At 48.8% G+C, this 22,761-nt stretch carries 19 protein-coding genes; 6 read left to right on the top strand and 13 right to left on the bottom strand.

The window, feature by feature from the left end; all coding sequences use genetic code 11:
* Position 1: 1 nt before the first annotated feature.
* The 9 genes from OIR97_RS04850 to OIR97_RS04810 form a co-directional block, all read right to left on the bottom strand.
* Positions 2–2,755: a sensor histidine kinase gene (locus OIR97_RS04850; protein WP_181017923.1), complete on the bottom strand. Its 2,754-nt coding sequence runs from the start codon at positions 2,753–2,755 to the stop codon at positions 2–4.
* The gene (locus OIR97_RS04845; protein ID WP_169544466.1) at positions 2,748–3,026 is read right to left on the bottom strand and encodes a hypothetical protein; all 279 of its coding nucleotides are present in this window, start codon (positions 3,024–3,026) and stop codon (positions 2,748–2,750) included. Before OIR97_RS04845 ends, OIR97_RS04850 begins: the two co-directional genes overlap by 8 nt.
* A 37-nt stretch (positions 3,027–3,063) precedes the next feature.
* Positions 3,064–3,441: a response regulator transcription factor gene (locus OIR97_RS04840; RefSeq protein WP_169544465.1), complete on the bottom strand. Its 378-nt coding sequence runs from the start codon at positions 3,439–3,441 to the stop codon at positions 3,064–3,066.
* A 204-nt stretch (positions 3,442–3,645) separates the two neighbouring features.
* On the bottom strand, positions 3,646–5,586 hold the full coding sequence (gene acs / locus OIR97_RS04835) for an acetate--CoA ligase (RefSeq protein WP_169544464.1): 1,941 nt from the start codon (positions 5,584–5,586) through the stop codon (positions 3,646–3,648).
* A 163-nt stretch (positions 5,587–5,749) separates the two neighbouring features.
* Positions 5,750–6,466, bottom strand: a complete 717-nt coding sequence (locus tag OIR97_RS04830; protein ID WP_169544463.1) for an ABC transporter ATP-binding protein — start codon at positions 6,464–6,466, stop codon at positions 5,750–5,752.
* Positions 6,466–7,224 carry an ABC transporter ATP-binding protein gene (locus OIR97_RS04825; RefSeq protein ID WP_169544462.1) on the bottom strand — a complete coding sequence of 253 codons (759 nt, stop codon included), beginning with the start codon at positions 7,222–7,224 and terminating at the stop codon, positions 6,466–6,468. Before OIR97_RS04825 ends, OIR97_RS04830 begins: the two co-directional genes overlap by 1 nt.
* 11 nt (positions 7,225–7,235) lie before the next feature.
* On the bottom strand, positions 7,236–8,387 hold the full coding sequence (locus OIR97_RS04820) for a branched-chain amino acid ABC transporter permease (RefSeq protein WP_407696665.1): 1,152 nt from the start codon (positions 8,385–8,387) through the stop codon (positions 7,236–7,238).
* Positions 8,380–9,396, bottom strand: coding sequence for a branched-chain amino acid ABC transporter permease (locus tag OIR97_RS04815; protein ID WP_169544460.1), 1,017 nt, complete (start codon positions 9,394–9,396; stop codon positions 8,380–8,382). Before OIR97_RS04815 ends, OIR97_RS04820 begins: the two co-directional genes overlap by 8 nt.
* A 116-nt stretch (positions 9,397–9,512) precedes the next feature.
* On the bottom strand, positions 9,513–10,859 hold the full coding sequence (locus OIR97_RS04810; RefSeq protein WP_181017889.1) for a substrate-binding protein: 1,347 nt from the start codon (positions 10,857–10,859) through the stop codon (positions 9,513–9,515).
* A gap of 190 nt (positions 10,860–11,049) precedes the next feature.
* Between OIR97_RS04810 and OIR97_RS04805 the strand changes: the two genes are divergently transcribed.
* On the top strand, positions 11,050–12,666 hold the full coding sequence (locus tag OIR97_RS04805) for a helix-turn-helix domain-containing protein (RefSeq protein WP_169544459.1): 1,617 nt from the start codon (positions 11,050–11,052) through the stop codon (positions 12,664–12,666).
* A 2-nt stretch (positions 12,667–12,668) separates the two neighbouring features.
* Here the strand turns inward: OIR97_RS04805 and OIR97_RS04800 are convergent, their stop codons facing one another.
* Positions 12,669–13,211, bottom strand: a complete 543-nt coding sequence (locus tag OIR97_RS04800; protein ID WP_169544458.1) for a hypothetical protein — start codon at positions 13,209–13,211, stop codon at positions 12,669–12,671.
* Positions 13,212–13,293: 82 nt separating this feature from the next.
* Entirely contained in the window at positions 13,294–14,097 is an 804-nt protein-coding gene (locus OIR97_RS04795) for a GNAT family N-acetyltransferase (RefSeq protein WP_169544457.1), read from the bottom strand.
* Between the two features lie 169 nt (positions 14,098–14,266).
* Between OIR97_RS04795 and OIR97_RS04790 the strand changes: the two genes are divergently transcribed.
* Both OIR97_RS04790 and OIR97_RS04785 read left to right on the top strand, forming a co-directional pair.
* Positions 14,267–15,286, top strand: a complete 1,020-nt coding sequence (locus OIR97_RS04790) for an LLM class flavin-dependent oxidoreductase (protein ID WP_169544456.1) — start codon at positions 14,267–14,269, stop codon at positions 15,284–15,286.
* A 72-nt stretch (positions 15,287–15,358) separates the two neighbouring features.
* Positions 15,359–17,356 carry a PhoX family protein gene (locus OIR97_RS04785; protein WP_169544455.1) on the top strand — a complete coding sequence of 666 codons (1,998 nt, stop codon included), beginning with the start codon at positions 15,359–15,361 and terminating at the stop codon, positions 17,354–17,356.
* A 45-nt stretch (positions 17,357–17,401) separates the two neighbouring features.
* Here OIR97_RS04785 and OIR97_RS04780 read toward each other — a convergent pair whose 3' ends face one another.
* On the bottom strand, positions 17,402–18,391 hold the full coding sequence (locus tag OIR97_RS04780) for an aldo/keto reductase (protein ID WP_169544454.1): 990 nt from the start codon (positions 18,389–18,391) through the stop codon (positions 17,402–17,404).
* 219 nt (positions 18,392–18,610) lie between these two features.
* On the opposite strand from OIR97_RS04780, the gene OIR97_RS04775 reads away from it, so the two are divergent.
* From OIR97_RS04775 to OIR97_RS04765, 3 genes are all read left to right on the top strand, one after another.
* Positions 18,611–19,402: a DeoR/GlpR family DNA-binding transcription regulator gene (locus tag OIR97_RS04775; protein WP_169544453.1), complete on the top strand. Its 792-nt coding sequence runs from the start codon at positions 18,611–18,613 to the stop codon at positions 19,400–19,402.
* Positions 19,403–19,527: 125 nt separating this feature from the next.
* Positions 19,528–21,015 carry a glycerol kinase GlpK gene (gene glpK, locus OIR97_RS04770; RefSeq protein WP_169544452.1) on the top strand — a complete coding sequence of 496 codons (1,488 nt, stop codon included), beginning with the start codon at positions 19,528–19,530 and terminating at the stop codon, positions 21,013–21,015.
* A gap of 2 nt (positions 21,016–21,017) precedes the next feature.
* Entirely contained in the window at positions 21,018–21,641 is a 624-nt protein-coding gene (locus OIR97_RS04765; protein ID WP_169544451.1) for a 2-hydroxychromene-2-carboxylate isomerase, read from the top strand.
* Positions 21,642–21,669: 28 nt separating this feature from the next.
* Here OIR97_RS04765 and OIR97_RS04760 read toward each other — a convergent pair whose 3' ends face one another.
* On the bottom strand, positions 21,670–22,758 hold the full coding sequence (locus tag OIR97_RS04760; protein WP_169544450.1) for a sn-glycerol-3-phosphate import ATP-binding protein UgpC: 1,089 nt from the start codon (positions 22,756–22,758) through the stop codon (positions 21,670–21,672).
* Between the last annotated feature and the right edge of the window lie 3 nt (positions 22,759–22,761).

The following is a 22,761-nucleotide window of genomic DNA, read 5'->3' as shown; positions in this document are numbered from 1 at the left end:
TTTACTCAGCTATTTGACGTAACTCTTCATCCTGCTGAAATGGAATTGTAAAATAAAACCGCGCGCCACCCTCGGTTTTATTTTCAACCCAGATACGTCCATCGAGATAGGTGACAATCTGCCGACAAATCGCAAGCCCAAGCCCCGACCCTTGCGGCTTTTCCTGCGCCACGGAATGGGATTGATGGAAGCGCTCAAAGATTTTTTCCTTAAGCGGTGCGGGCACACCAATGCCGTTATCCTCCACCGAAATAAGCAGGCCCGTCTCCTGTTCTTTGGCAGCAACCAGAATTTCGCCCGCGTCTTGGTCACAAAATTTGATCGCGTTCGAGACCAGATTAATAATCACCTGCATCAATTGATCCCGATCCGCCCGAATTTTTGGCAACCCCGGCGCCAATTGAAGATCTAACCTGATGTTATTTTCAAGTATCAAGGCATCCAGTGTACCGACAGCCTCCCGGATGACCTGGCACGCATCTACATCAGCCAGCGACCAATCCATCCGTCCCGCTTCCATCTTGGCAAGATCAAGAAGTTGATCAATCAAACGGGTAAGCCGCTCACTTTCATTAATGATGATCCCCAGAAACTGCTTTCTCTCCGCCAATGACACGTTGGGATTGTCCTGTAAAATCTCGCCAAATGCCCGCAAACTTGTTAAGGGTGTCCGCAATTCATGGCTAACCATCGACAGGAAATCATCTTTCAAAGAATCCAGTTCTTTCAGCCGGGCATTTGCCATCTGCAACTGTGCCGTCGCTTCCTCAAGTTCAGTCGATTTCTGTTCGAGCTTATGACTATATTCAATAACCTGGCTTGTCTCATCCAGAATCCGATATACCTCGTCAAGGCTGACGACTTCGCCCTTTACGATTGATCCGACCATCACCCTTGCGGTGGCTGAACCAATGGATCCCGCAAGAAGCTTTTCCGCAAAATTCAGGAACTGAACATCCACAATCTGACTTTTACGGAGATTTATTTTTTTATCCCGAGCAAAACTGTCAAAAGCATCCGCCACCTTTTTTACTCCAACGAAGCGGCCAACCAGTTGCTGCAAATCTCCAATCGTAACAGACCCTTTCCAATAACTGTTGTCGCGCTCCCCTTCCGAATACTCGAAAACATCAACAAACAATTTGGCCTGAATACGCTCCAGCGCGGTCTGCTGGGTCAATAATGAAATGATCCAGTAACAACCGATATTGAAGAACATGCTCCAGAACAGGGCATGGGTTAGTCGGTCAAACCCTTCGAGACCAAACAAGGCATAGGGCTTAAGGAGATTGATACCGAAGAGCCCTTCCTCGATAAAACTGAGCGGAAGCCACCCGGACTGAGCAAGAGAGGGAAGCAGCAACGTATATACCCAAAGGATGAACCCACCGAGCAATCCGGTCAGTGCGCCTTTAAAGTTGGCGTCCTTCCAAAAGATGCCCCCAATAATCGCTGGCGCAAACTGCGCCGCTGCGGCAAAGGACACCAAGCCGATGGTCACAAGAGAATGGCTTTCACTGGCAAACAGATAATAGCCATATCCCAGAACAAGGATAAGAAGAATGCTGGCGCGCCGGATAAACAGCAAAAGTCCGGTCAAATCAGCATTCCGGCTTATATTCAACCATTTCCAGCGCAACAGAACTGGCATAACAAGGTCATTGCACACCATGGTGCTCAGCGCAATGGACGCAACAATCACCATGGAGGTCGCGGCTGACAACCCCCCAAGAAAAGCAAAAAGAGCAATAAACCCGTGATCATAATAAAGCGGTACAGTCAGAACGAACATATCAGCATCGGCTGGTGTACCCGCAAAGGCAAGGCGCCCCCCGATTGCGATGGGAAGAACAAAAATATTAATGACCAGAAGATAGGCAGGAAACAACCATGTGGCTTTCCGAACATATCCTTCATCGGGATTTTCGACAGCCGTTATATAAAATTGCCGGGGCAAGCATATGATCGCCGCCATAGACAGTAACGTCATGGTCATCCACAAGCTATACCCCTGCCCCTGACTGACCGTAAAGAGTTGCGATAAAGAAGGATCAACCGACGCCCGCTGAAAAATATCCGTGAAGCCGTTGAAAATCCCATATGTTACAAAGCCACCGACCGTCAAAAAAGCGAGCAACTTTACAACACTTTCAAAAGCAATCGCCGCGACCAAACCCTCATGGTGTTCACTGGCATCAATGTGACGTGTTCCGAAAAGGATGGCGAATAATGCCAGCGCAACAGCCACCACCAACGTCGTATCGACAAAAAACAAAGGCTCAACTGGCGTTGTTGGTAACAGACCACCTGAGGATGTAATCAGGATCCGGAAACTGGTTGCAATCGATTTAAGCTGTAGAGAGATATAAGGCATGATCCCGACCACAGCGATGATCGTAACCAATCCGCCCAGCATGGTACTTTTCCCGTACCGGGAGGCAATAAAATCAGCAATCGAGGTGATGCGCCGTTGCTTGCAAATGCGGATAATCTTGATCCAGACAAACGACCACAGAACGAACACCAAGGTAGGCCCCAGATAGATGGGCAAAAAGTCCAGCCCTGTCGTCGCCGCGCGCCCGACGCTGCCATAAAACGTCCAGGACGTACAGAAAACGGCGATGGAAAGTGTATAAATATAGGGGTTACGGGAAAGGATGCGTTTTAAACCAGCCCGGGTATCCACATAATGGGCGATAGCAAAGAGCAGGCCCAGATACAGGAACGAAACGGTTATGACCAGACCGCTAGACATCACGATGGTCGTTTCTGACAATCGTGTTGGACCGATCTGATATTGTTGGCACTGGTGAAACCGGTGTATCCGGAATGTTTCGACGCCGCGCACCGATCGCCATAAATAATATCATGACCGCCCAAAATCCGTAGAGATAAAGAAACCCAAGCGGAAGGCCTGCAACCAAAAGATTTTTATCAAAGACAAACAGCACTGGCGGAAATATTCCAAGCAGGAATATGCAAAAAACCAAAATAGACCATTCTTTTTTTCGCCCGGTCCGTTTCATCCCAGTTTATCCCGGTCGTTCCTCTCAAACACCTTATTCACCCAGCCTCCAGGCCCATAAGGCGCTTGACCATTTCGCCAAGGACGCGCGTTGAAAAAGGCTTGGTAATAAACTCATCGGCTCCTAGCTCCAACGCCTTCTCCCGATCAGCATCCCTGCTTTTAGCGGACAACATGATAATTTTGACATTTCGGCAGGCAGGGTTATTTCGAATATTTTCACAAACGGCGAAACCGTCCTGCTTCGGTAACATAATATCCAGCAATACCAGATCAGGAACGTATTCCTCCACAGCTCGTATTGCCTGATCCCCATCAGATGCTACTCGAACCGTAAAACCGACCTGCCGCATTATAAATTGCAGCGACAGAACAATATTCGGCTCGTCCTCCACAACAAGCACTGTATACGACATTGTGTCGTCTACTCCTCCCAAAGTATGACAGACAAGCTCTTTGACCGATCATTGTTTTTTAGTGATATCGCCGGCAATTATGAGCTGCAAGTCTTTAATTCTGCCGATTGTACTGTAATTCAAAAAACAATGCTATGCGCCATTTTCATTTCGGCGCATAGCATCATACTCTCAGATATTTCAGATACAAAAGGGGGCAGTGCCCTACTTGTTCATCCGATTATCGATCAAATCATCAACGACACTCGGATCCGCCAATGTGGAGGTATCACCCAAGTTCCCGAATTCATTTTCAGCAACTTTTCTTAGGATCCGCCGCATGATCTTTCCGGATCTGGTTTTGGGTAACCCCGGGGCCCATTGGATAAGATCGGGCGCCGCGATCGGCCCTATTTCCGTACGGACCCACTTGACCAGTTCTTTTCGCAGTTCCTCCGTTGGTTCCTGCCCCAGATTGAGAGTGACATAAGCATAAATACCCTGTCCCTTGATATCATGAGGATAACCAACTACAGCAGCTTCAGAGATTTTCGGATGGGCTACCAGCGCACTTTCCACTTCAGCGGTTCCCATTCTGTGACCTGAAACATTGATCACATCGTCCACGCGCCCGGTAATCCAGTAATATCCGTCTTTGTCGCGGCGAGCCCCATCACCGGAGAAATACCGCCCCGGGAATGTCGCAAAGTAGGTCTGATAAAAACGCTCATGATCACCGTAAACCGTGCGCATCTGACCAGGCCAACTATCCCGGATACAAAGAACACCTTCGCATTCTCCTTCAAGTTCTTTGCCATCATTGTCAACCATCAAAGGATCAACACCAAAGAACGGCCGTGTTGCGGACCCGGGTTTCAAATCAGTCGCCCCGGGCAGCGGTGTAATCAGAATACCGCCTGTTTCTGTTTGCCACCATGTATCAACAACCGGACATCGGCTTTCCCCAACAACCTCGTAATACCAGCGCCAGGCTTCCGGATTAATGGGTTCACCAACAGATCCCAAAAGCCGGATTGACGAACGAGACGTTGCCTTGACCGGATCGTCCCCTGACTGCATCAACGCGCGAATTGCGGTTGGGGCCGTATAGAAAATATTGACCTGATGCTTGTCGCACACTTCCCAAAACCGAGAGACGGTTGGGTAATTGGGCACCCCTTCAAACATTAACGTTGTTGCACCGTTAGCCAAAGGTCCGTAAAGGATATAGCTATGGCCAGTCACCCAGCCAACATCCGCCGTACACCAGTAGACATCGCCATCATGATAATCAAAAACATATTGATGGGTCATCGATGCATAAACAATATAGCCCCCTGTTGTATGCATGACGCCTTTGGGTTGCCCGGTAGAACCAGACGTATAAAGAATGAACAACGGGTCTTCCGCGTTCATTTCCTCAGGAGGACAATCCGCAGACGCCGCCGCCATCGCCTCGTGATACCACACATCGCGTCCCTCAACCCAATTGACCGGGTTGCCTGTCCGTTTTACAACAATCGAAGTATTGCAATCAGGGCAATTTTCCAACGCCTTGTCTGTGTTCACTTTTAGCGGCACAATTTTTCCGCCGCGCACGCCTTCATCCGCGGTAATGATGCAATTTGACTCGCAGTCCCGAATACGCCCGGCAAGCGCGTCAGGTGAAAATCCGCCAAAAACAACTGAATGAACTGCACCAATCCGTGTACAGGCAAGCATCGCAATTGCCGCCTCGACGATCATCGGCATATAAATTGTGACACGGTCCCCTTTTTTCACGCCCTGCGCTTTTAACACATTTGAAAAGCGGCAAACCTGTTCGTGTAATTCGCGATAGGTCAGCTTGGTGTCGTCAGTCGGCTCGTCACCTTCCCAGATAATGGCTGTCTGGTCGCCTTTCGTTGCCAAATGACGGTCAATACAATTGGCACTAACGTTTAATGTACCGTCATAAAACCATTTGATATGAAGATCTTCCTTGTCAAAAGAAACATCTTTGACCTCCGTATAAGGTTTTATCCAATCAACGCGCTTGCCATGCTCTGCCCAGAATGCTTCCGGATTTTCAATGGAGGCCTTATACATGGCCTCATATCCGGCGTTATCAATCCAGGAGGAGGAAGCGAGATCAGCTGGAACCGGGTAAAGTTCTTTCGTAGACATCGTATTCTTTCCCTGTGGATATGTGGTAGTTTCCTCCCACCACAACATATGAATTTTTATTCGCGGCCTATATTCCAAACAATTCGCAACCCTTTGTCAAATGCTGCAAATCAAATATTTGCCTAAAAGGCAAATCATTAGAATATTCCAGACAAAAGTATGACTAAATCGCCAGATATTCGTGACGCAGTGCCTGATCGTCCAGCACTTCCTGAGCCGTTCCCCGAAACGCGATTTTTCCCATATCCAAAATGAGTGCCTTATCAGCAAGCTGCAGCGCCGCAACAGCGTTCTGTTCTACAATGATTGTTGTAATGCCGAGTTTCCGCACTTCCATCAAAATATTCTCGATTTCTTTTACAATAACCGGCGCCAATCCTTCATAAGGCTCATCCAGAAACAGGATTTTAATATCCCGGGCAAGCGCACGAGCAACGGCCAGCATTTGTTGTTCGCCGCCTGACATTGTGGTCGCGTCCTGATTGCGGCGTTCACCCAGACGGGGAAAATGATCGTATATTTTTTCAATTTCCCACCCGCGTGGCTCAGAAACCTGTGACAAAAGAAGGTTTTCTTCCACAGTCAGTCCGCCAATGATACGGCGATCTTCCGGAACAAGCTGAATGCCCGCCTGCGCTGCTTGATAAGCTTTCATATCGTGGACGGACTTCCCTTCCAGATAAATCTCGCCCTTTGTCAAAACAGGATCATCCACACGCGCCAAAGCGCGCAAAGTTGATGTTTTCCCAGCCCCATTTCGGCCAAGAAGCGCGACGATTTCGCCTTCTTCCACATCGAAAGAAACGCCTTGCACAATATAGGACTCGCCATAGTAAGCGTGAATGTCCCGAACACTGAAAAATGCAGAATTCTCAGTCATTAGTGCGCCCCTCCAAGATATGCTTCTTTTACTTTGTTATCTTCGCGGACTTCTTCAGGAGAACCGCCTGCAATGATCTGTCCTCTCGCCAAAACACTGACTTTATCAGCAAGACTAAACACAACATGCATATCGTGCTCGATAATAACCTTGGTCATCCCCCGGCTTTTGATTTTCTTCAGCAGATCAATAGTCCGGTTTGTATCATGGCGGGACATTCCTGCTGTCGGCTCATCCAGCAACAGCAGGCGTGGCCGTAAAATCAAACACATTCCCAGCTCCAACCGCCGCTTATCACCCCGGGACAAAGAACCGGCTTCGCTCATCATCTGACCTTCAAGGCCCACATCTTCAAGAATGCTTTCAGCCTCATCCCTGATCTCACCCTGAGACGTCAGCTTTGTGTATGCATTGAACTTGAACGCGCCGTCTCTTTTGGAAAAAGCCGGTAGCATCACATTTTCAAGCAAAGTCATTTCCGGAAAAATTTCCGGCGTCTGAAACACCCTGGCAACCCCGATCTGCGCGATCTCGTGCGGCTCGCGTCCGGTCAACTCCTGACCATCAAACGTGACATGCCCCATATCAGGCTTGAGTCGCCCGACACAAACGTTCAACAAGGTTGATTTTCCAGCGCCGTTGGGACCAATGATAGCGTGGGTTGTTCCCTCTTCAACCGCCAGATTGACATCCGACAGTGCTTTCAGCCCGCCAAAACTTTTTTGAATATTATCCAAATGAAGGACAAGATTATCCATTGTAAAACTCCTTACTCACCAGGCTGATCTTGTGGGGACATGTTGTTATTCACAGGCTCCCGTCGCTTGCGGATCAAATCCACCAGCTTTTGAACCCCTTCGACGATGCCGCCCGGGAGGAAAATAACAATAATGACAAACAATAAGCCCAATGTGAGATGCCAACCGCCACCAACAAAAAGTCCGACAATCGGAACGATAAATTCAGCGACCGCATCCGGAAGAAAAGAAAAGGCATCAAAAAGAACGTTGTTATCAAAACCTGAGAAGATATTTTCGAAATACTTGATCAACCCGGCGCCCAGCATTGGACCAACCAGAGTTCCAACGCCCCCCAGAATTGTCATAAGAACCACTTCACCAGATGCGGTCCATTGCATACGTTCCGCACCCGCCAACGGATCCGTAACCGCCAGAAGAGACCCTGCAAGCCCGGCATACATGCCCGAAATTACAAAGGCTGTCAGCATATAAGGGCGGGTATTCAGCCCCGTATACCGCATCCGGTTCTGGTTGGATTTAATGCCCTTCAACATCAAACCAAACGGAGACCTGAAAATCCGCAATGAAATAAAGAAACACAATATCAGCAAAGCGGCGCAGAAGTAGAACCCGGGATAGCCACTCATCTTAATCCCAAAGAGTGTCGTTGAGGGTAATCCAGCTGATGCTTCTGTGAAAAGATTATCGATTATTCGGGGATCCTGCTGGCTTAATTGTAATCCCGTTTCCCCATTTGTAATGGGCGTGAGAACGGAATAGGCCAGATTATAAGACATCTGGGCAAACGCCAAAGTCAGGATGGAGAAATAGATCCCGGACCGGCGCAGGCTCAGGAACCCTATAATAAGGGCCAGTAACCCGGCAAAAATAACGCCAAAAAATACGGCAGGAATAGCGTTCATGGTGAAAAGTTTAAAGGACCAGACCGCAGCATAAGACCCGACACCCAAAAAGGCGGCATGACCGAAAGACAGATAGCCGGTCAGGCCAAAAAGGATGTTAAAGCCGATCGCAAAAATGCCGTAAATTGCAAACTTCTGAAGCAGATCAGGATACGCGCCCCCGAGGGGTGCCAGCCATATCGGCATTGTCAGAATTACAGCCGCAAATAAAAGCAGTCGGGTAAGGTCGTTCATTTGAAAGAGTTTCATTTTAGTCATCCATCACACCAGTACGACCCAACAAGCCGCGTGGCATCGTGAGCAAAATAATTACAGCAACCAGATAAATGACGATCTGATCAATTCCAGGCAGGATTTCTTTGACTTCCGTCATAGACGCGAATGACTGCACAATTCCAAGAAGGAAGCCTGCCATAACGGCGCCGCCCAGGGATCCCATGCCCCCAACAACAACAACGACAAAAGAAAGAACAAGAAAGTCCATACCCATGTGATAATCAGGAGGCAGGACAGGTGTATACATTACGCCCGCCAAACCAGCGACGACGGTCGCGATGGCAAAAACAATTGTAAAGCGCCGTTCAATATTGATACCGAGCAGTCCAACCGTTTCCCGGTCGCGCATCCCGGCCCGAACGACCATGCCGTAGGTAGTGAATTGTAAGAACGCAAAGACGGCAAAAATAATACCTCCGGAAAACAGCAGATACACCAGACGCCACCACGGATAGACAACACTGTCGCCCAATCCAATCCAGCTGCCAATAGCGGCGCTTCCTGATAGAACTTCCGGGGCGGATTGAGGAATGGGATTTGCGCCGAAATAAGCCTTAATGACTTCCTGTATGACAATGGCCAGGCCGAAGGTGACAAGAATCTGTTCAGCGTGAGGTCGTTTATAGAAATGCTTGATCAACCCGCGTTCCATCGCATAACCAATCAGCAACATCACCGGTATGGCCATTAATATGGAAAGGGGGACCGCGAAATCTAACAAAACCGGCCCTGCATCAGGGAACCAGATTTCAAGATAGGGCTTTTCTTTGAATGCCTTAAAAAGGGTAACGCCTTTATCTTCCACTTTCGTGGAAATTGTTAGAATCTTATTGAAAGAAACTGCGCAAAAAGCGCCAAGCATAAAGAGCGCGCCATGGGCGAAATTTACGATACCCAAAGTACCGAAAACAAGTGTCAAACCAAGTGCAATCAACGCGTAGGCAGCACCTTTATCAAGACCGTTCAAAACTTGCAGAAATATGGCATCCATCACATCGTACCTTTGGAAATGGATTTTGAGGGGATTGGGCCGATAATCGGCCCAATATTTTCTCTAAAAAAGGGCGGACCACGGTCAAAAACCAGCAGCCCGCCTTCAAGTTACTGTCAGACTTTGTATGGACCGAGTTCACCACCAAAGATCTTCCAGTCGTATTCCACTTGCGCGCGAGGGGTTTGTTCAACCACTTCCAGCAGGTCGAACTGACTTGTCGGATTGTCGTTGCCTCGCACCACCAGAACATCTTTAAAGCACTGATGGTCTTCAGCACGATATTCTGTCGGACCGTTTCCGGTTCCATCGAACTTAAAGCCTTCGAGAGACTTAATCACTTCTGGTGGATAGAAAGTACCCGCCATTTCACAGGCATTGGCATAAAGAAGAGTCTGCACATAACAGGTGTGCGCCGCCATTGACGGAGGCGTACCATATTCAGCACCAAAAGATTTCACAAACGCCTGAGATCCTTCATCCTGCAAAGACCAGTTCCAGTTTGCAGAGCCAAGAATACCTTTAATGGCATCGCCAGCACCCTGTGCCATCAGACGTGAGAAAAGCGGTACAACAATTTCAAAATTCTTACCATTAACCTGCTTGTCCCGCAGACCGAATTGAACTGCCTGCGTCAGAGAGTTGATCATATCCTTACCATAGTGGTTGAGGATCAACACATCTGCACCGGAGTTCAGAACTGGCGTAATATACTGCGAGAAATCGCCGGCACCCACTGGGGTTTTGACGGTATTCACTGTTTGCCAACCGAGTTCTTCAGTTGTGTTTTTCATGGATTCTTCTTGTGTCCAGCCCCAGGTATAATCAGCTGTCAGGTGGTACGCCCGGCGTTCGGTACCATATTCTTTCTTCAGCACGGGACCCAAGGCACGACCGGACATATAAGCGTTAAAGAAGTGACGGAAGCCATAGCGGCGCTTGTCTTTACCCGTTGTATCATTTGAGTGAGTAAGGCCGGCCATGAAGATAACGCCTTCTTCCTGGCAAAGAGACTGAACCGCAACCGCCACACCGGAAGAGGAGCCACCGGAAATCATGAGAACTTTATCCTTCTCAATCATCCGTTTTGCAGACGCACGCGCGGCGTCTGATTTCGTCTGTGTATCACCCGTAGCATAAGTTACTTTTTTGCCTAGAACACCGTTTCCTTTAAGCATTGAAGGCTTGAAGGTGTTCAGCATGCCACCGTCGCCCTCACCGTTCAGATGCTTTACCGCCAACTGAAAGGCACGAAGTTCGTCTTTACCTTCTTCAGAATAGGGGCCCGTTTGCGGGACGTTAAAGCCAAGCTTGATTTCACCGGCTGACCCTGGATTGTTGCGGAACTCCTCTGCCCATGCATCTCGCATGAAAAACGCAGGAGTTGCTGCAATCAGACCCGTCGCTGCACCGGTCTTCAGCAATCCACGCCGAGAAAAATCTAGTCGATTGTCTTTAGTCATGTGTTTCCTCCACCACTTCATTGACCGCTTTCTCCCCCCTGTTAACGAGGACACGGCATTAGATTTAATTAAAGCAAAGTAAAAATTTCACATGACCATTAGATTTTCCAATAAAACATTGGATTGTAAGCAATTTTTGTGTCAATATTGAAAAATTAATTTTGTAAATTTGTAAATTGATGTAAATTTTATGGCAAAAACACCGTATATCGGATCGCGCATCCGAAAGCTCCGAAAAGACCGGAAAATTTCACAGATGGAGCTTGCATCTGAACTCGGCATTTCTGCCAGCTACCTCAATTTGATTGAGCATGAACGGCGCGACCTGACGGTGCCTCTCCTCCTTAGAATTAGCCAAATTCTGAAAGTTGACCCCCTGATTTTTGCGGCTCAACGCGACAATCAGCTGACCGCCGACCTGACCGAAGTTCTCCAGGACCCGCTCTTCTCTGAAACCAATTATGAAAATACTGAATTAGGTACGGTTGCCACCGAATTTCCAGAGTTATGCACGCAACTTGTCGATCTTTATAAAGCCTATAAGGCAACGCAAAATGACTTACAGTATTTGCAGGAACGGTTGTCACAGGATTCTGTGCTGGCAGATTCTTCTTTTCGACTAAGAACCCTTGTCACCTCCATCGTCACTTTGTCAGAGATCATTCACGACAATAACGACATGCAGTTGGAACAACGGCAGGAATTTCTCGACATCATCTTGAAAGACAGTGGCAACCTCGCCGATACTGTAAACGAAATGTTGGGGTTTATGGGCGGCTCTCATCTAGCGGGAAAAGAACTAAACCCCTCGCCCTCTGATGCCGTCATGGATTACATTCAGGCGAAGAACAATTATTTCGAAGAAATCGAACAGGCCGCGACACGTGCCCGCCAATTTTTCCCTAAAGACGAAGCCCTCGAAGTAAACGATTTAAGCCACTATATTATTGAGCATCATGGCATTGAAATTCGCTATACGTCTAAAAATGAGCAGGCGCAGGAGACAACACTTTTCAATGAAGAGCAAAACACTCTTTTAATTTCCCGTGCACTACCACCATCCACGATCCGTTTTCATCTGGCGCTTATGATTGGAAAACTGAATTACTCCGATGTGTTCGACGCGCTTCTTTCAAAATCGCCCCTTAATAATACAAGCGCCCGCGGGAAAGGCCTTGATGCGCTCGCGAATTACTTTGCTGGGGCCTGCCTGTTTCCCTATGAGGATTTTTACAACGCCGCTGAAAACAATCGGTACGACATCGAACTGTTACAGCAGCAATTCGGCGCAAGCTACGAACAGATCTGCCATCGCCTCACAACACTACAACGGCCAGAGCAAAGCGGCATTCCTTTTCACCTGATACGAACAGATATCGCAGGGAATATTTCCAAGAAATTCAGCGCATCCGGTTTGCGCATCCCAAGATATGGAAGTGCCTGCCCGCGATGGGTCGTCCACCATTGCCTTCTGACCCCGGGGCATATTGCAACACAGATATCAGAGCTGCCAGACGGACAGCGGTTCTTTTCAATTGCGAGAACGGTTACAAAACCCAGTCTTGGTTATGCCCACCCAAAGCGCCATTACGCCATCAGTATTGGCTGCGATATCTCTCAGGCACAACGACTGGTCTATTCTGACGGGATGGTCCTTTCCGCCCCCAGAACAGTAATGCCCGTTGGCATCACCTGTCGATTATGCGACCGGAAGAACTGCGCCCATCGCGCGGCGCCACCACCCGCCCAGCCTAGCAATACTTCACAGAACAGCAGAAACATTTCTCCTGGTATTGGAGAATGGTAGGCCTATTTTCCGCTACGGATCAAGGTACCGCTTGCAGTTCGTCGCAGGTTGCCATTCCGCAAAGCCTTGAACTCCAGCTTCATGCCAAGCCCCGTCAGGGTCCGATCATAAACCAGCATATCGTATCCACCGGATTTATTCATCGCTACAGAATAAATCGTTAGCTTCTGGCCTTTCAGCACGGCCCACGAAACCGTATCTCCGGACAGCAAATCGGATTTTCCAGTCGCATGCCAGATTTTCTTATTCTCTGTTGGCACATATTGACGCTTGGTTTCTCTAACAACCTCATCAGGTTTCCCGGGCTCTCCGTCTTGACGCAACAAGGTGCGCCAGTTGATCATAAAACCACGATCCGCAGTTGGACGGATTTCAACATCCATATCCCGACTTGTCAGGGCAAAATTCAAACTCGTGTTACTTTCAGAGATTGCTGTTCCCTCCCAGACACCCTCAAAAGCCTTTAAACCCACTTCAGCCATCGCTGGCAGAGCCATTGTTGATATTCCAAAAACAACGATCGCCAGCCCAAAAATTCGCCGCATGCATATTCCCCTAATTATATGTTTTCCAAATAATAGGGGAATTCCCCGCTCGCAGCCAAGACTAAAACATGTCAAGCATTCCTCAGGCAGTAAGCTGCATTCTCTCTGACACTTTATTCTCAAGGAAATGGCGTTGATACTTAGCCGTAATATTCGAGGTTTCGACGAGTAAACAGACATCCGTTGTATTGAAAGCGTTGTCCTTAACAGCACCGTCACCGATGACACCCCCAACACGCAGATAGCCTTTTATCAGGGCCGGCATTTCCCGCATCGCTGTCCTGAAGTCAATCTGCTCTTCCTCCAGAATATCCATCGCAACATAGCCAGGCCCGCAAGCCTTCGGCCTCCAGTCCACCGGCGCCCGGTTTTTATAATGCAGAAAAGAAAGCGCTGATGACATCTGGCTCAAATCGGTCCCCGGAAAGCTGGCGCAGCCAAACAGAAGAGAAATATCATGCGCCGCGATGTACTCTGCTATCCCCTGCCACAAAAGCTGCATGATCGCCTTCCCGCGATACTGAGGATCCACACATGACCGTCCCAGTTCCACCATTTCCCCCGGATAATGATCCAGCTTACCTAAGTTGAACTCGTTTTCTGAATAAAAACCGCCGTGCCTGATCGCCACGGATTTTCGAAGCATTCGATAGGTTCCAACAACACAGGTTCGCCCCGGCCAAGACCTGGCCTTATCAATAACAACAAGATGGTCGCAAACATCATCGAATGCATCGTAATCCCGGCCCAGTACCGTGATCGATGCAGACGGACTTGCCCCCATATCTTGATAGAAAACCCGATATCTCAATTCTTGGGCACGAATAATTTCTTCGCGTGTCGTCGCCAGGCCAATTGTTAAGTTCGAAACAGTTCTTGGATCCATGAAACCTCTCCTGTGGGGCAATCCGATCTTTCAGGAACTTAAGGCCGCTAATGGTCATTTTATTTTCAACCGGATGAACATTTGATGACAGCAATATACAGGCTGGCCTTGACACAGGCGGGCCCTCGTTCGATGGTATGAGCGGCGCCCATAAAAGAAGAAAAGCATCATGAAAAAAATTCGCCTTTCAGTCCTCGATCAGTCTCCGGTACGGGCAGGTTTCACGGCTAAAGAAGCCTTGGCAGAAACCGTCGAGCTTGCAAAATTAACGGACAGGCTCGGATATCATCGTTACTGGGTCGCCGAACACCACAACTCTACAGGTCTCACAGGATCTGCCCCTGAAATTCTGATCGCTCATTTGGCCGCGCAAACAAAACGGATGCGGATTGGGTCAGGCGGCGTAATGCTGTCACACTATTCTCCGTACAAGATCGCGGAAATTTTCAATATACTGGAAAGCCTTCATCCAGGACGGATCGATCTTGGAATAGGTCGAGCGCCGGGAAGCGACCAGATTACAGCGCATGCATTATCCTACGGCAATCAACCAAGAGGACCACGAGAATACCCGACACAGGTCCATGATTTAATGGCGTTCCTTCAGGACAGTGTAGACAAAGAACATCCGCTACAAGCAGTGCACGCCACCCCTATACCCGCCGCGCCGCCTGAGCTTTGGATGCTCGGAAGCAGTGACCAGTCAGCGCAATTGGCGGCGCATTTCGGAACCCCTTTCTCATTCGCTCATTTCATCACAGATGAAAACGGTCCCGAAATCATGTCCTTATATCGGCGCCAGTTCTCGCCTTCGGCGCTTTACAGTGAAGCTGACGCCAACATAGGCATATTTGTCATTTGTGCGGATACAGAAGAAGAGGCAATCAAGCTTGCCTCCAGCCGTGATCTTTGGCGCACCCGTCTCGATACAGGTAGCATCGGACCCGTTCCAACGGTCGAGGAAGCGCTGTCCTACCAGTATAGCGAGGCTGAAGAAACCCGAAGACGTTATCATGCCCGGCGTCATATTGTTGGTACGCCTGAACAGGTAAAAGAGCGGCTTTCGTCTCTGTTGGCAACCTATCAGGTCAATGAGGCTGTGATTGTAACCATCACCCATGATGTTAAAGCCCGACGCCGTTCATACGAGCTTCTTGCTGATGCGTTTAAGCTGTCGTCATCTAACTGAAACAGCCTTTTCCTAATGTTGATCGCAGGGGCGCTGTCCTCTAAATTCGAATAACATATAAGGAAAAATCTAATGTCTGAGCAAACTGTGTTCAAACAAACGCGCGCTTATAAAATGGAAGTGGCCGAAGACACCCTAAACAACCCTTCAGCAAATACGACCTTTGGCGATGTTGTCAATAAACGATTGGGCCGACGGGATGCCCTGAAGGGGATGCTTGCAGTAACGGCGCTCAGTAGCACGACCGGCATTCTTGGGACCGCGATTTCAGCGGCGCCCGCCTCTGCCGAAGCACTGACACATTTTAAATTTGAAGAAATCCAGCACGGTGTGGATGAAAAACATCATGTTGCAAAGGGTTACGATGCAGACATTCTACTGCGGTGGGGCGATCCATTATTCAAAGACGCACCACAGTTTGATCCGATGAACCAAAGCAAAGCCGCCCAAGAAAAGCAGTTTGGTTATAATAATGATTTCATCGGTTTTATCCCCTTAGGCAGCTCAAACGATCGTGCGTTGTTATGTGTTAATCACGAATATACGAATGAAGAGCTTATGTTCCCGGGCCTTGGCCGTCAGGACAAAGCGAAATATGCGGGCATGACCCAGGAAATTGTCGATGTTGAAATGGCCGCACATGGCGGCAGTATTGTTGAGATCAGAAAAGAAGCTGGCAAATGGAAAGCCGTAATCGGATCACACTTTAATCGCCGGATTACAGCAACAACCGAAATGGTATTAAGCGGTCCGGTTGCGGGCAGTACTTTCGTTAAAACCAAGGCAGATCCAACCGGTAAACAGGTCTTTGGTACCCTGAACAATTGTGCAGGCGGCATCACGCCATGGGGCACCTACCTGATGGCCGAAGAAAACTTTAATGGCTATTTTTGGAACAAGGACGCCGTTAGCAGCCACCCCAATGCCGATATGCTGAAACGCTATGGAGCACCGGGTCAGTGGTATAACTGGGGCGCCTATTATGATCGGTTTGATATTGCCAAAGAACCGAACGAAATTCACCGCTTTGGCTGGATCGTAGAAGTCGACCCCATGGACCCGACCTCGCCACCGAAAAAACGTACCGCCATGGGACGCTTTAAACATGAAGGTGCCGAAACAATCCTGAACAAAGACGGACGGATAACCGTCTATTCCGGCGATGATGAACGGGGAGACTATCTGTATAAATTTGTTTCTAAAGGGAAGTATGACCCAGTCAATCGTGCAGCAAACATGAATTTGCTGGATGAAGGGACACTTTTTGTTGCACGCTTCGATGCCGATGGAACAGTTCACTGGTTACCGCTGGTCCATGGTGAAGGGCCGCTCACGGCGGACAATGGCTTCAACAATCAGGCGGAGGTTCTGGTTTTCGCCCGCAAAGCCGGGGATCTGCTCGGCGCGACGAAAATGGATCGCCCGGAAGATGTTCAACCAAATGCCAAAACCAATAAAGTGTATGTTTGCCTGACAAATAACAAACATCGCGGTAGCAAGCATCCGGTTGATGCCGCCAATCCGCGAACGAAAAACCCGTTTGGTCATATTGTCGAAATCAGCCCGGAAAACAATGATCATGCTGCCTCGGCCGGGACCTGGAATATTCTGGTTCAGGGCGGCGACCCAACCAAGCCCGATCAAGGTGCCGTTTTTAATAAGGCAACATCTGAAAACGGGTGGTTTGGCTCCCCGGATAATGCCGCTGTGGATGGCAAGGGACGCCTTTGGATTGCAACTGACCAAGGATCAAATTGGCCGAAAACGGGGACCGCTGATGGTATTTGGGCTTTGGAAACTGAAGGGCCTCAAAGAGGAACTGGAAAGATGTTTTTCCGGGTCCCAATCGGCGCGGAAATGTGCGGACCTTGTTTCTCAAGCGACGATAGTGCCTTGTTTCTTGCTGTCCAGCATCCCGCAGCAGATGGTGCGAAAGCCTTTCCGGGATTTGAAAGAAATTCAACCTTTGAAGATCCCGCAACACGTTGGCCGGACTTTAAGCCCAGCATCCCTCCCCGACCGTCGGTTGTTGTCGTCCGTAAACAAGGAGGGGGTGTAATCGGCACCTAAATCCCTTGGTTAAAGAAAAGGCGGCGAACGGTCGCCGCCTTTTTTCTAGAACTGCTCTGTGGTTACCGATTTTTGGGCGCGCGCATCGTAGCGTTCGCCTATGACAGTATCCTGGTTAATCAGCTTTTCCAGACAGTTCATTACATCATCGCTCACACCCACCTCGTCAGCCCCGGTATTCTCAATCATATGCTCAATAGAAGACGTTCCCGGAATTGGAATGATATGCTCCTCTTTGGCCAAAAGCCAGGCAAGCGCCAATTGAGCCATCGAACAGTTGCTCTCTTCTGCAAGATTGGCAAACTCTTCCAACAGCTCCAGGTTCTTCTCGTAAACACCATCCTGAAAACGTGGCATGGTTTTTCGCATATCTTCGTCTGGCAACGCGTGAACATCTTGTAATTTGCCCGTCAGGAATTTTCGGCCCACAGGCCCAAAGGCTACAAACGCCGCGCCAATATCTTTACAGGCTTGCAATACTGCGATCTCGGGATTTCTCGTCCAAAGAGAATATTCTGTCTGAACCGCTGCGACAGGATGAACCGCATGTGCCCGTAAAATAGTCTCTGCTGACATCTCTGACAAACCAACTGTCCGGATCTTTCCTTCCTTCACCAAATCTGCCAATGCCCCCATGCTTTCTTCAATCTCGACATTTGGATCAGGACGGTGGAGATAATAAAGATCAATGACATCAACGCCCAGACGGGAAAGAGATTGATCGCAGGTTTCTTTTAGCACTTCAGGACGTCCATTGATTTCACGGACCCCTTCATTGTTTCTCCGCAAGCCGCATTTACTGGCCAGAAAAAATTCATCCCGGCGGTGCCCGATGGCCTTATTCACCAGCTTCTCATTCTCGCCAAAACCATAAAGCGCCGCTGTATCCATAAAAGTATAACCGTTGTCCAGCGCCTCATTCAGCAGTCTGATGGCATAGTTCTCTTCCGGGCAAGGTGCATATCCGTACGAGAGACTCATGCACCCAAAGCCAATTCTAGAGACGTCAAATTCTGCGATCTTACGAGTACGCATGGTTATTATCTTTCTTTTTCAGTTGAGAGGCCTTTAAACAAGGCAAATGAATTTATTATTCGAGTTCATGAAACCCATCATACAAACTCCCTTTTAGGTCGTCAAAAACTTCAGATTTCTCTCGTTTGGCAAATTGCGAAATTTAATCCCAACCTATTGAACCTTTTAGTAATTTCCCCTAACATTAACTAAAATAGAATTGATAAGGAAACGCAGCGCATGGATATCATCAGCCCACGACAAACAGATATCATGAATATGCTGCGACAGGATGGTCGGGTTGGTGTTGAAGAACTAGCCGAGCTCTTTAAAGTATCCCCGCAAACCATTCGTAAAGATCTGAACGAATTGGGGGATCAGGACCTTCTTCAAAGGGTCCATGGCGGCGCTGTTTTATCGTCCGGCGTCAAAAACTTCGAATATGAAGCCCGCAGATTATTGGCTGTTGAGGAAAAACGGCGGATTGGTGTGCTTGCCGCCTCGCTCATTCCCGATAATTGCACTTTGCTGATCAATATCGGCACGACCACAGAACAGGTCGCCATTGCCTTGCGAGGGCGCGAAGGAATGCTGGCGATCACGAACAATATCAATGTTGTAAACCTTTTATCCGGGACGCCGAATTTTGAAGTTATCGTCGCCGGCGGGGTTGTCAGGCCAACCGATGGCGGTGTCGTCGGCGAAGCAACCGTCGACTTCATTAAACAATTTAAAGTGGATTATGCTGTAATCGGAACGTCCGCTATTGATGAAGACGGATCATTACTGGATTATGATTACAGGGAAGTAAAAGTTGCGCAGGCGATTATTGAAAATGCCCGGCAAACGATTTTGGTCGCGGATAGCATGAAACTTGAACGCTCTGCCCCGGTTCGCATCGGACATTTATCCCAGATGGACTTCATTGTGACAGATCAACCACTTCCGCGAAAACTGAAGAACCTGTGCGACGAGCATGATGTCATCGTTAAAGTAACCGACAAAACCAGCCTTCCCCGGCACACCCCCTGAAATTCTCTAATCTGACCTTTCGAAGGTCAGCATATTCATTCTCTTTTCATTTTGTTTCATTTAAAGAACCCTTTCTGTTAAATTTGGGGCAATGAAAAACGCCCCACAGGGAAGGAAGCGATACTATGTCCCGATATGTTCTGGCCATTGATCAGGGTACAACCTCATCACGCGCCATTTTGTTTGAACAGTCCACCAAGATCACCGCTATTGGCCAGCAGGAATTTCCCCAACATTTTCCTCGCTCCGGATGGGTGGAACATGATCCAGTGGACATATGGGAAAGCACAATCGCGACCTGTAAATCAGCGTTGAAGCAAGGCAATGCAAGCATCTCGGACATTGCCGCAATCGGGATTACCAATCAACGCGAAACAACGGTTTTGTGGGACCGCGAAACGGGCGAAGCGATCTACAATGCTATTGTCTGGCAGGATCGCAGAACGGCCTCTTTTTGCCAGTCCTTAAAAGACGCGGGACATGAGGCTGTTTTTAAGGAAAAAACCGGTCTTTTGCTCGACCCTTATTTTTCCGGGACAAAAATTGCGTGGATTTTGGACAATGTGGATGGTGCCCGCGCGGCAGCAGAGGCCGGAAAACTTGCTTTCGGGACCGTTGACAGTTTTCTTCTTTGGAAACTGACAGGAGGGAAAGTCCATGCGACGGATGCAACAAATGCAAGCCGAACCTTGATCTACGACATTCACAAAGGCGAATGGTCATCAGAACTGCTGGACATTCTAAACATCCCGCGCTCGTTGCTGCCCGAAGTCAAAAATAGCTCCGACGACTTTGGCGATCTGGACCCCGACATTTTTGGCGGGACGACAAAAATCGCAGGAATTGCGGGTGACCAGCAAGCTGCTGTCGTTGGACAGGCTTGTTTTAAACCCGGCATGATGAAATCGACCTATGGAACCGGCTGTTTTGCCCTTTTGAATACCGGTGACAAACCCGTATTGTCAAAAAACAAAATGCTAACCACCATTGCCTACCAACTGAACGGGCAACCAACCTATGCTCTGGAAGGCTCCATTTTTGTTGCAGGATCTGCCGTACAATGGTTGCGGGACGGGCTGGGTATTATCGAAGAAGCCTCTCAGTCCGGTACCCTTGCAGATCAGGCTGACCCAGAACAAAATGTTATCATGGTTCCGGCTTTCGTCGGGCTTGGCGCACCCTACTGGGATGCTGAATGCCGCGGTGCGATATACGGCTTAACCCGGGCAACCGGCCCGTCTGAACTTTGCAAGGCTGCGCTGGAGGCAGTTTGTTATCAAACGCGCGACCTGCTGGAGGCCATGAAAGCAGATGCAGGGGAAGATCTTGAAACTGTTTTGAGAGTTGATGGTGGGATGGTTTCTTCCAGTTGGACAATGCAACGTCTGGCCGATCTATTGGGAGCGCCCGTGGATCGCCCGTCTGTTCTTGAGACAACAGCCCTCGGCGCGGCTTATCTTGCTGGGCTTCACGTCGGCTTTTACCCGGAACCCGAGGCATTTTCGAAGTTGTGGAAACTGGAAAGCCGCTTTACACCAGATATGGCAGACGACCAACGGGATCTTTCCTATGCCGGTTGGAAGGATGCTGTTTCACGAACTTTGAGTAAATAAACATGCATATTGATTATTATTACGCGGCCCATTCTGCCTACGCCTATCTCGGCGCGGCGGAACTCTATCGTATCGCGAAAGAAGCCGGTGCAACGATTGTTCATAAACCTATGGACTTGCGGGTCGTAATGCCTGCATCTGGATCCATGCCCATGACTAACCGTAGCAAGGCGCATATCGACTATTTCTTTAATCGGGAGATAAGCCGGTGGGCGGAATATAGAGAAATTCCTGTGATGTCGAAAATTCCAACGCATCATGCCAATGAAATTCACTTGGCGAACCGCTTGTTGATCGCTGCGGATCAGACCGATCAGGATATTAACCGTCTATCCGAAGAAATGCTACGCGCCCACTGGGTTGATGATGCAGACGTTGCGTCACCTGAAGATCTGCGAAAAATCTGTCAAACTGTGGATATAGATCCAGAGCCTCTGTTTTTAGCTGTAGAGACACAAAGCGTTAAAAACACGTATGAGAAAAACACAAAAGAAGCGATCGATCTGGGACTTTTCGGATCTCCCGCCTATATCGTCGGAAATGATATGTTTTATGGTCAGGACCGACTGGATTTTGTCGCCCGAGCACTAAAAAAACCGTTTGCCGGGAAATGGCCCATAGACTAGGCCTCTCCCCGGCTTAAACGGCACTGGATTAAAGATCGATCCGCTTTTCAGTCGCAGGATCAAAGAGGTGAATATGATCGCGGGTAATAACAACAGGCAGAATATCGCCTGATTTGACCTGCTGAATACCGCTCATCCGGACCGTCATATCCGTTTGATCATCCCCGATATGACCATGGATCAAGGTATCTGCGCCAAGATGCTCAACAAGGGTCACCGTTAATGGAAAGCTATCCACGTGACCTTCGGCAAGTTCCAGATGCTCAGGCCGCACACCGAGTACGACTTTCTGCCCTGCCCGGTCGGGCAAACCAGTACCGCCCAATGGCAGTGTGATCTGATCCGTAATCATAATGGACTGACCATCTTTACTCATTGTCTTGGTCATCATATTCATGGCAGGAGAGCCAATAAAACCGGCAACGAACAAAGAAGCAGGACGCTCGTATAATTCAATGGGCGTCCCAAGTTGTTCTACATTTCCCCCGTTCAGGACCATCAATCGATGGCCCAGTGTCATCGCTTCCACCTGATCATGCGTCACATAGACACTTGTGATGCCCAGATTTTCCTGAAGACGTTTGATCTCGATACGCATCTGCACCCGCAATTTAGCATCGAGGTTAGACAAAGGTTCATCGAACAGAAACACGCTGGGCTTACGAACAATGGCACGCCCCATGGCCACGCGTTGCCGCTGACCACCACTTAACTGACGTGGTTTTCTGGTAAGCTGCTCATCTGTCAGCTCCAGAATATTCGCGGCATTACGGACCCGCTCGTCGATTTCAGACTTGGGAAGACCCATGATTTTCAAACCGTAGGCCATGTTGTTATACACAGTCATATGCGGATAAAGCGCATAATTCTGGAACACCATCGCGATATCACGCTGGGAAGGTTCCAGATTATTGACCATGCGGTCACCAATCTTCAATTCACCTTCGGTGATACTTTCCAACCCGGCTATCATCCTAAGCAAAGTGGATTTACCACAACCAGACGGTCCTACCAGGACGAGGAATTCTCCATCTTTGATATCGACATCCACGCCATGAATGGCCTTGAAACCATTGGGATAAGTCTTCTGGAGATTATCAAGTTTTACACTTGCCATTTC

It is taken from the genome of Sneathiella aquimaris, assembly GCF_026409565.1.
GTDB classification, from domain to species: Bacteria; Pseudomonadota; Alphaproteobacteria; order Sneathiellales; family Sneathiellaceae; genus Sneathiella; species Sneathiella aquimaris.
This window is presented reverse-complemented; position numbering and strand designations above follow the sequence as displayed.

Excerpts from the sequence above, each read along its gene's own strand:
- OIR97_RS04850 (WP_181017923.1), bottom strand. The coding sequence starts at position 2,755 with ATGTCTAGCGGTCTGGTCATAACCGTTTCGTTCCTGTATCTGGGCCTG.
- OIR97_RS04845 (WP_169544466.1), bottom strand. The coding sequence starts at position 3,026 with ATGAAACGGACCGGGCGAAAAAAAGAATGGTCTATTTTGGTTTTTTGC.
- OIR97_RS04840 (WP_169544465.1), bottom strand. The coding sequence starts at position 3,441 with ATGTCGTATACAGTGCTTGTTGTGGAGGACGAGCCGAATATTGTTCTG.
- acs (WP_169544464.1), bottom strand. The coding sequence starts at position 5,586 with ATGTCTACGAAAGAACTTTACCCGGTTCCAGCTGATCTCGCTTCCTCC.
- OIR97_RS04830 (WP_169544463.1), bottom strand. The coding sequence starts at position 6,466 with ATGACTGAGAATTCTGCATTTTTCAGTGTTCGGGACATTCACGCTTAC.
- OIR97_RS04825 (WP_169544462.1), bottom strand. The coding sequence starts at position 7,224 with ATGGATAATCTTGTCCTTCATTTGGATAATATTCAAAAAAGTTTTGGC.
- OIR97_RS04820 (WP_407696665.1), bottom strand. The coding sequence starts at position 8,387 with ATGACTAAAATGAAACTCTTTCAAATGAACGACCTTACCCGACTGCTT.
- OIR97_RS04815 (WP_169544460.1), bottom strand. The coding sequence starts at position 9,396 with ATGGATGCCATATTTCTGCAAGTTTTGAACGGTCTTGATAAAGGTGCT.
- OIR97_RS04810 (WP_181017889.1), bottom strand. The coding sequence starts at position 10,859 with ATGACTAAAGACAATCGACTAGATTTTTCTCGGCGTGGATTGCTGAAG.
- OIR97_RS04805 (WP_169544459.1), top strand. The coding sequence starts at position 11,050 with ATGGCAAAAACACCGTATATCGGATCGCGCATCCGAAAGCTCCGAAAA.
- OIR97_RS04800 (WP_169544458.1), bottom strand. The coding sequence starts at position 13,211 with ATGCGGCGAATTTTTGGGCTGGCGATCGTTGTTTTTGGAATATCAACA.
- OIR97_RS04795 (WP_169544457.1), bottom strand. The coding sequence starts at position 14,097 with ATGGATCCAAGAACTGTTTCGAACTTAACAATTGGCCTGGCGACGACA.
- OIR97_RS04790 (WP_169544456.1), top strand. The coding sequence starts at position 14,267 with ATGAAAAAAATTCGCCTTTCAGTCCTCGATCAGTCTCCGGTACGGGCA.
- OIR97_RS04785 (WP_169544455.1), top strand. The coding sequence starts at position 15,359 with ATGTCTGAGCAAACTGTGTTCAAACAAACGCGCGCTTATAAAATGGAA.
- OIR97_RS04780 (WP_169544454.1), bottom strand. The coding sequence starts at position 18,391 with ATGCGTACTCGTAAGATCGCAGAATTTGACGTCTCTAGAATTGGCTTT.
- OIR97_RS04775 (WP_169544453.1), top strand. The coding sequence starts at position 18,611 with ATGGATATCATCAGCCCACGACAAACAGATATCATGAATATGCTGCGA.
- glpK (WP_169544452.1), top strand. The coding sequence starts at position 19,528 with ATGTCCCGATATGTTCTGGCCATTGATCAGGGTACAACCTCATCACGC.
- OIR97_RS04765 (WP_169544451.1), top strand. The coding sequence starts at position 21,018 with ATGCATATTGATTATTATTACGCGGCCCATTCTGCCTACGCCTATCTC.
- OIR97_RS04760 (WP_169544450.1), bottom strand. The coding sequence starts at position 22,758 with ATGGCAAGTGTAAAACTTGATAATCTCCAGAAGACTTATCCCAATGGT.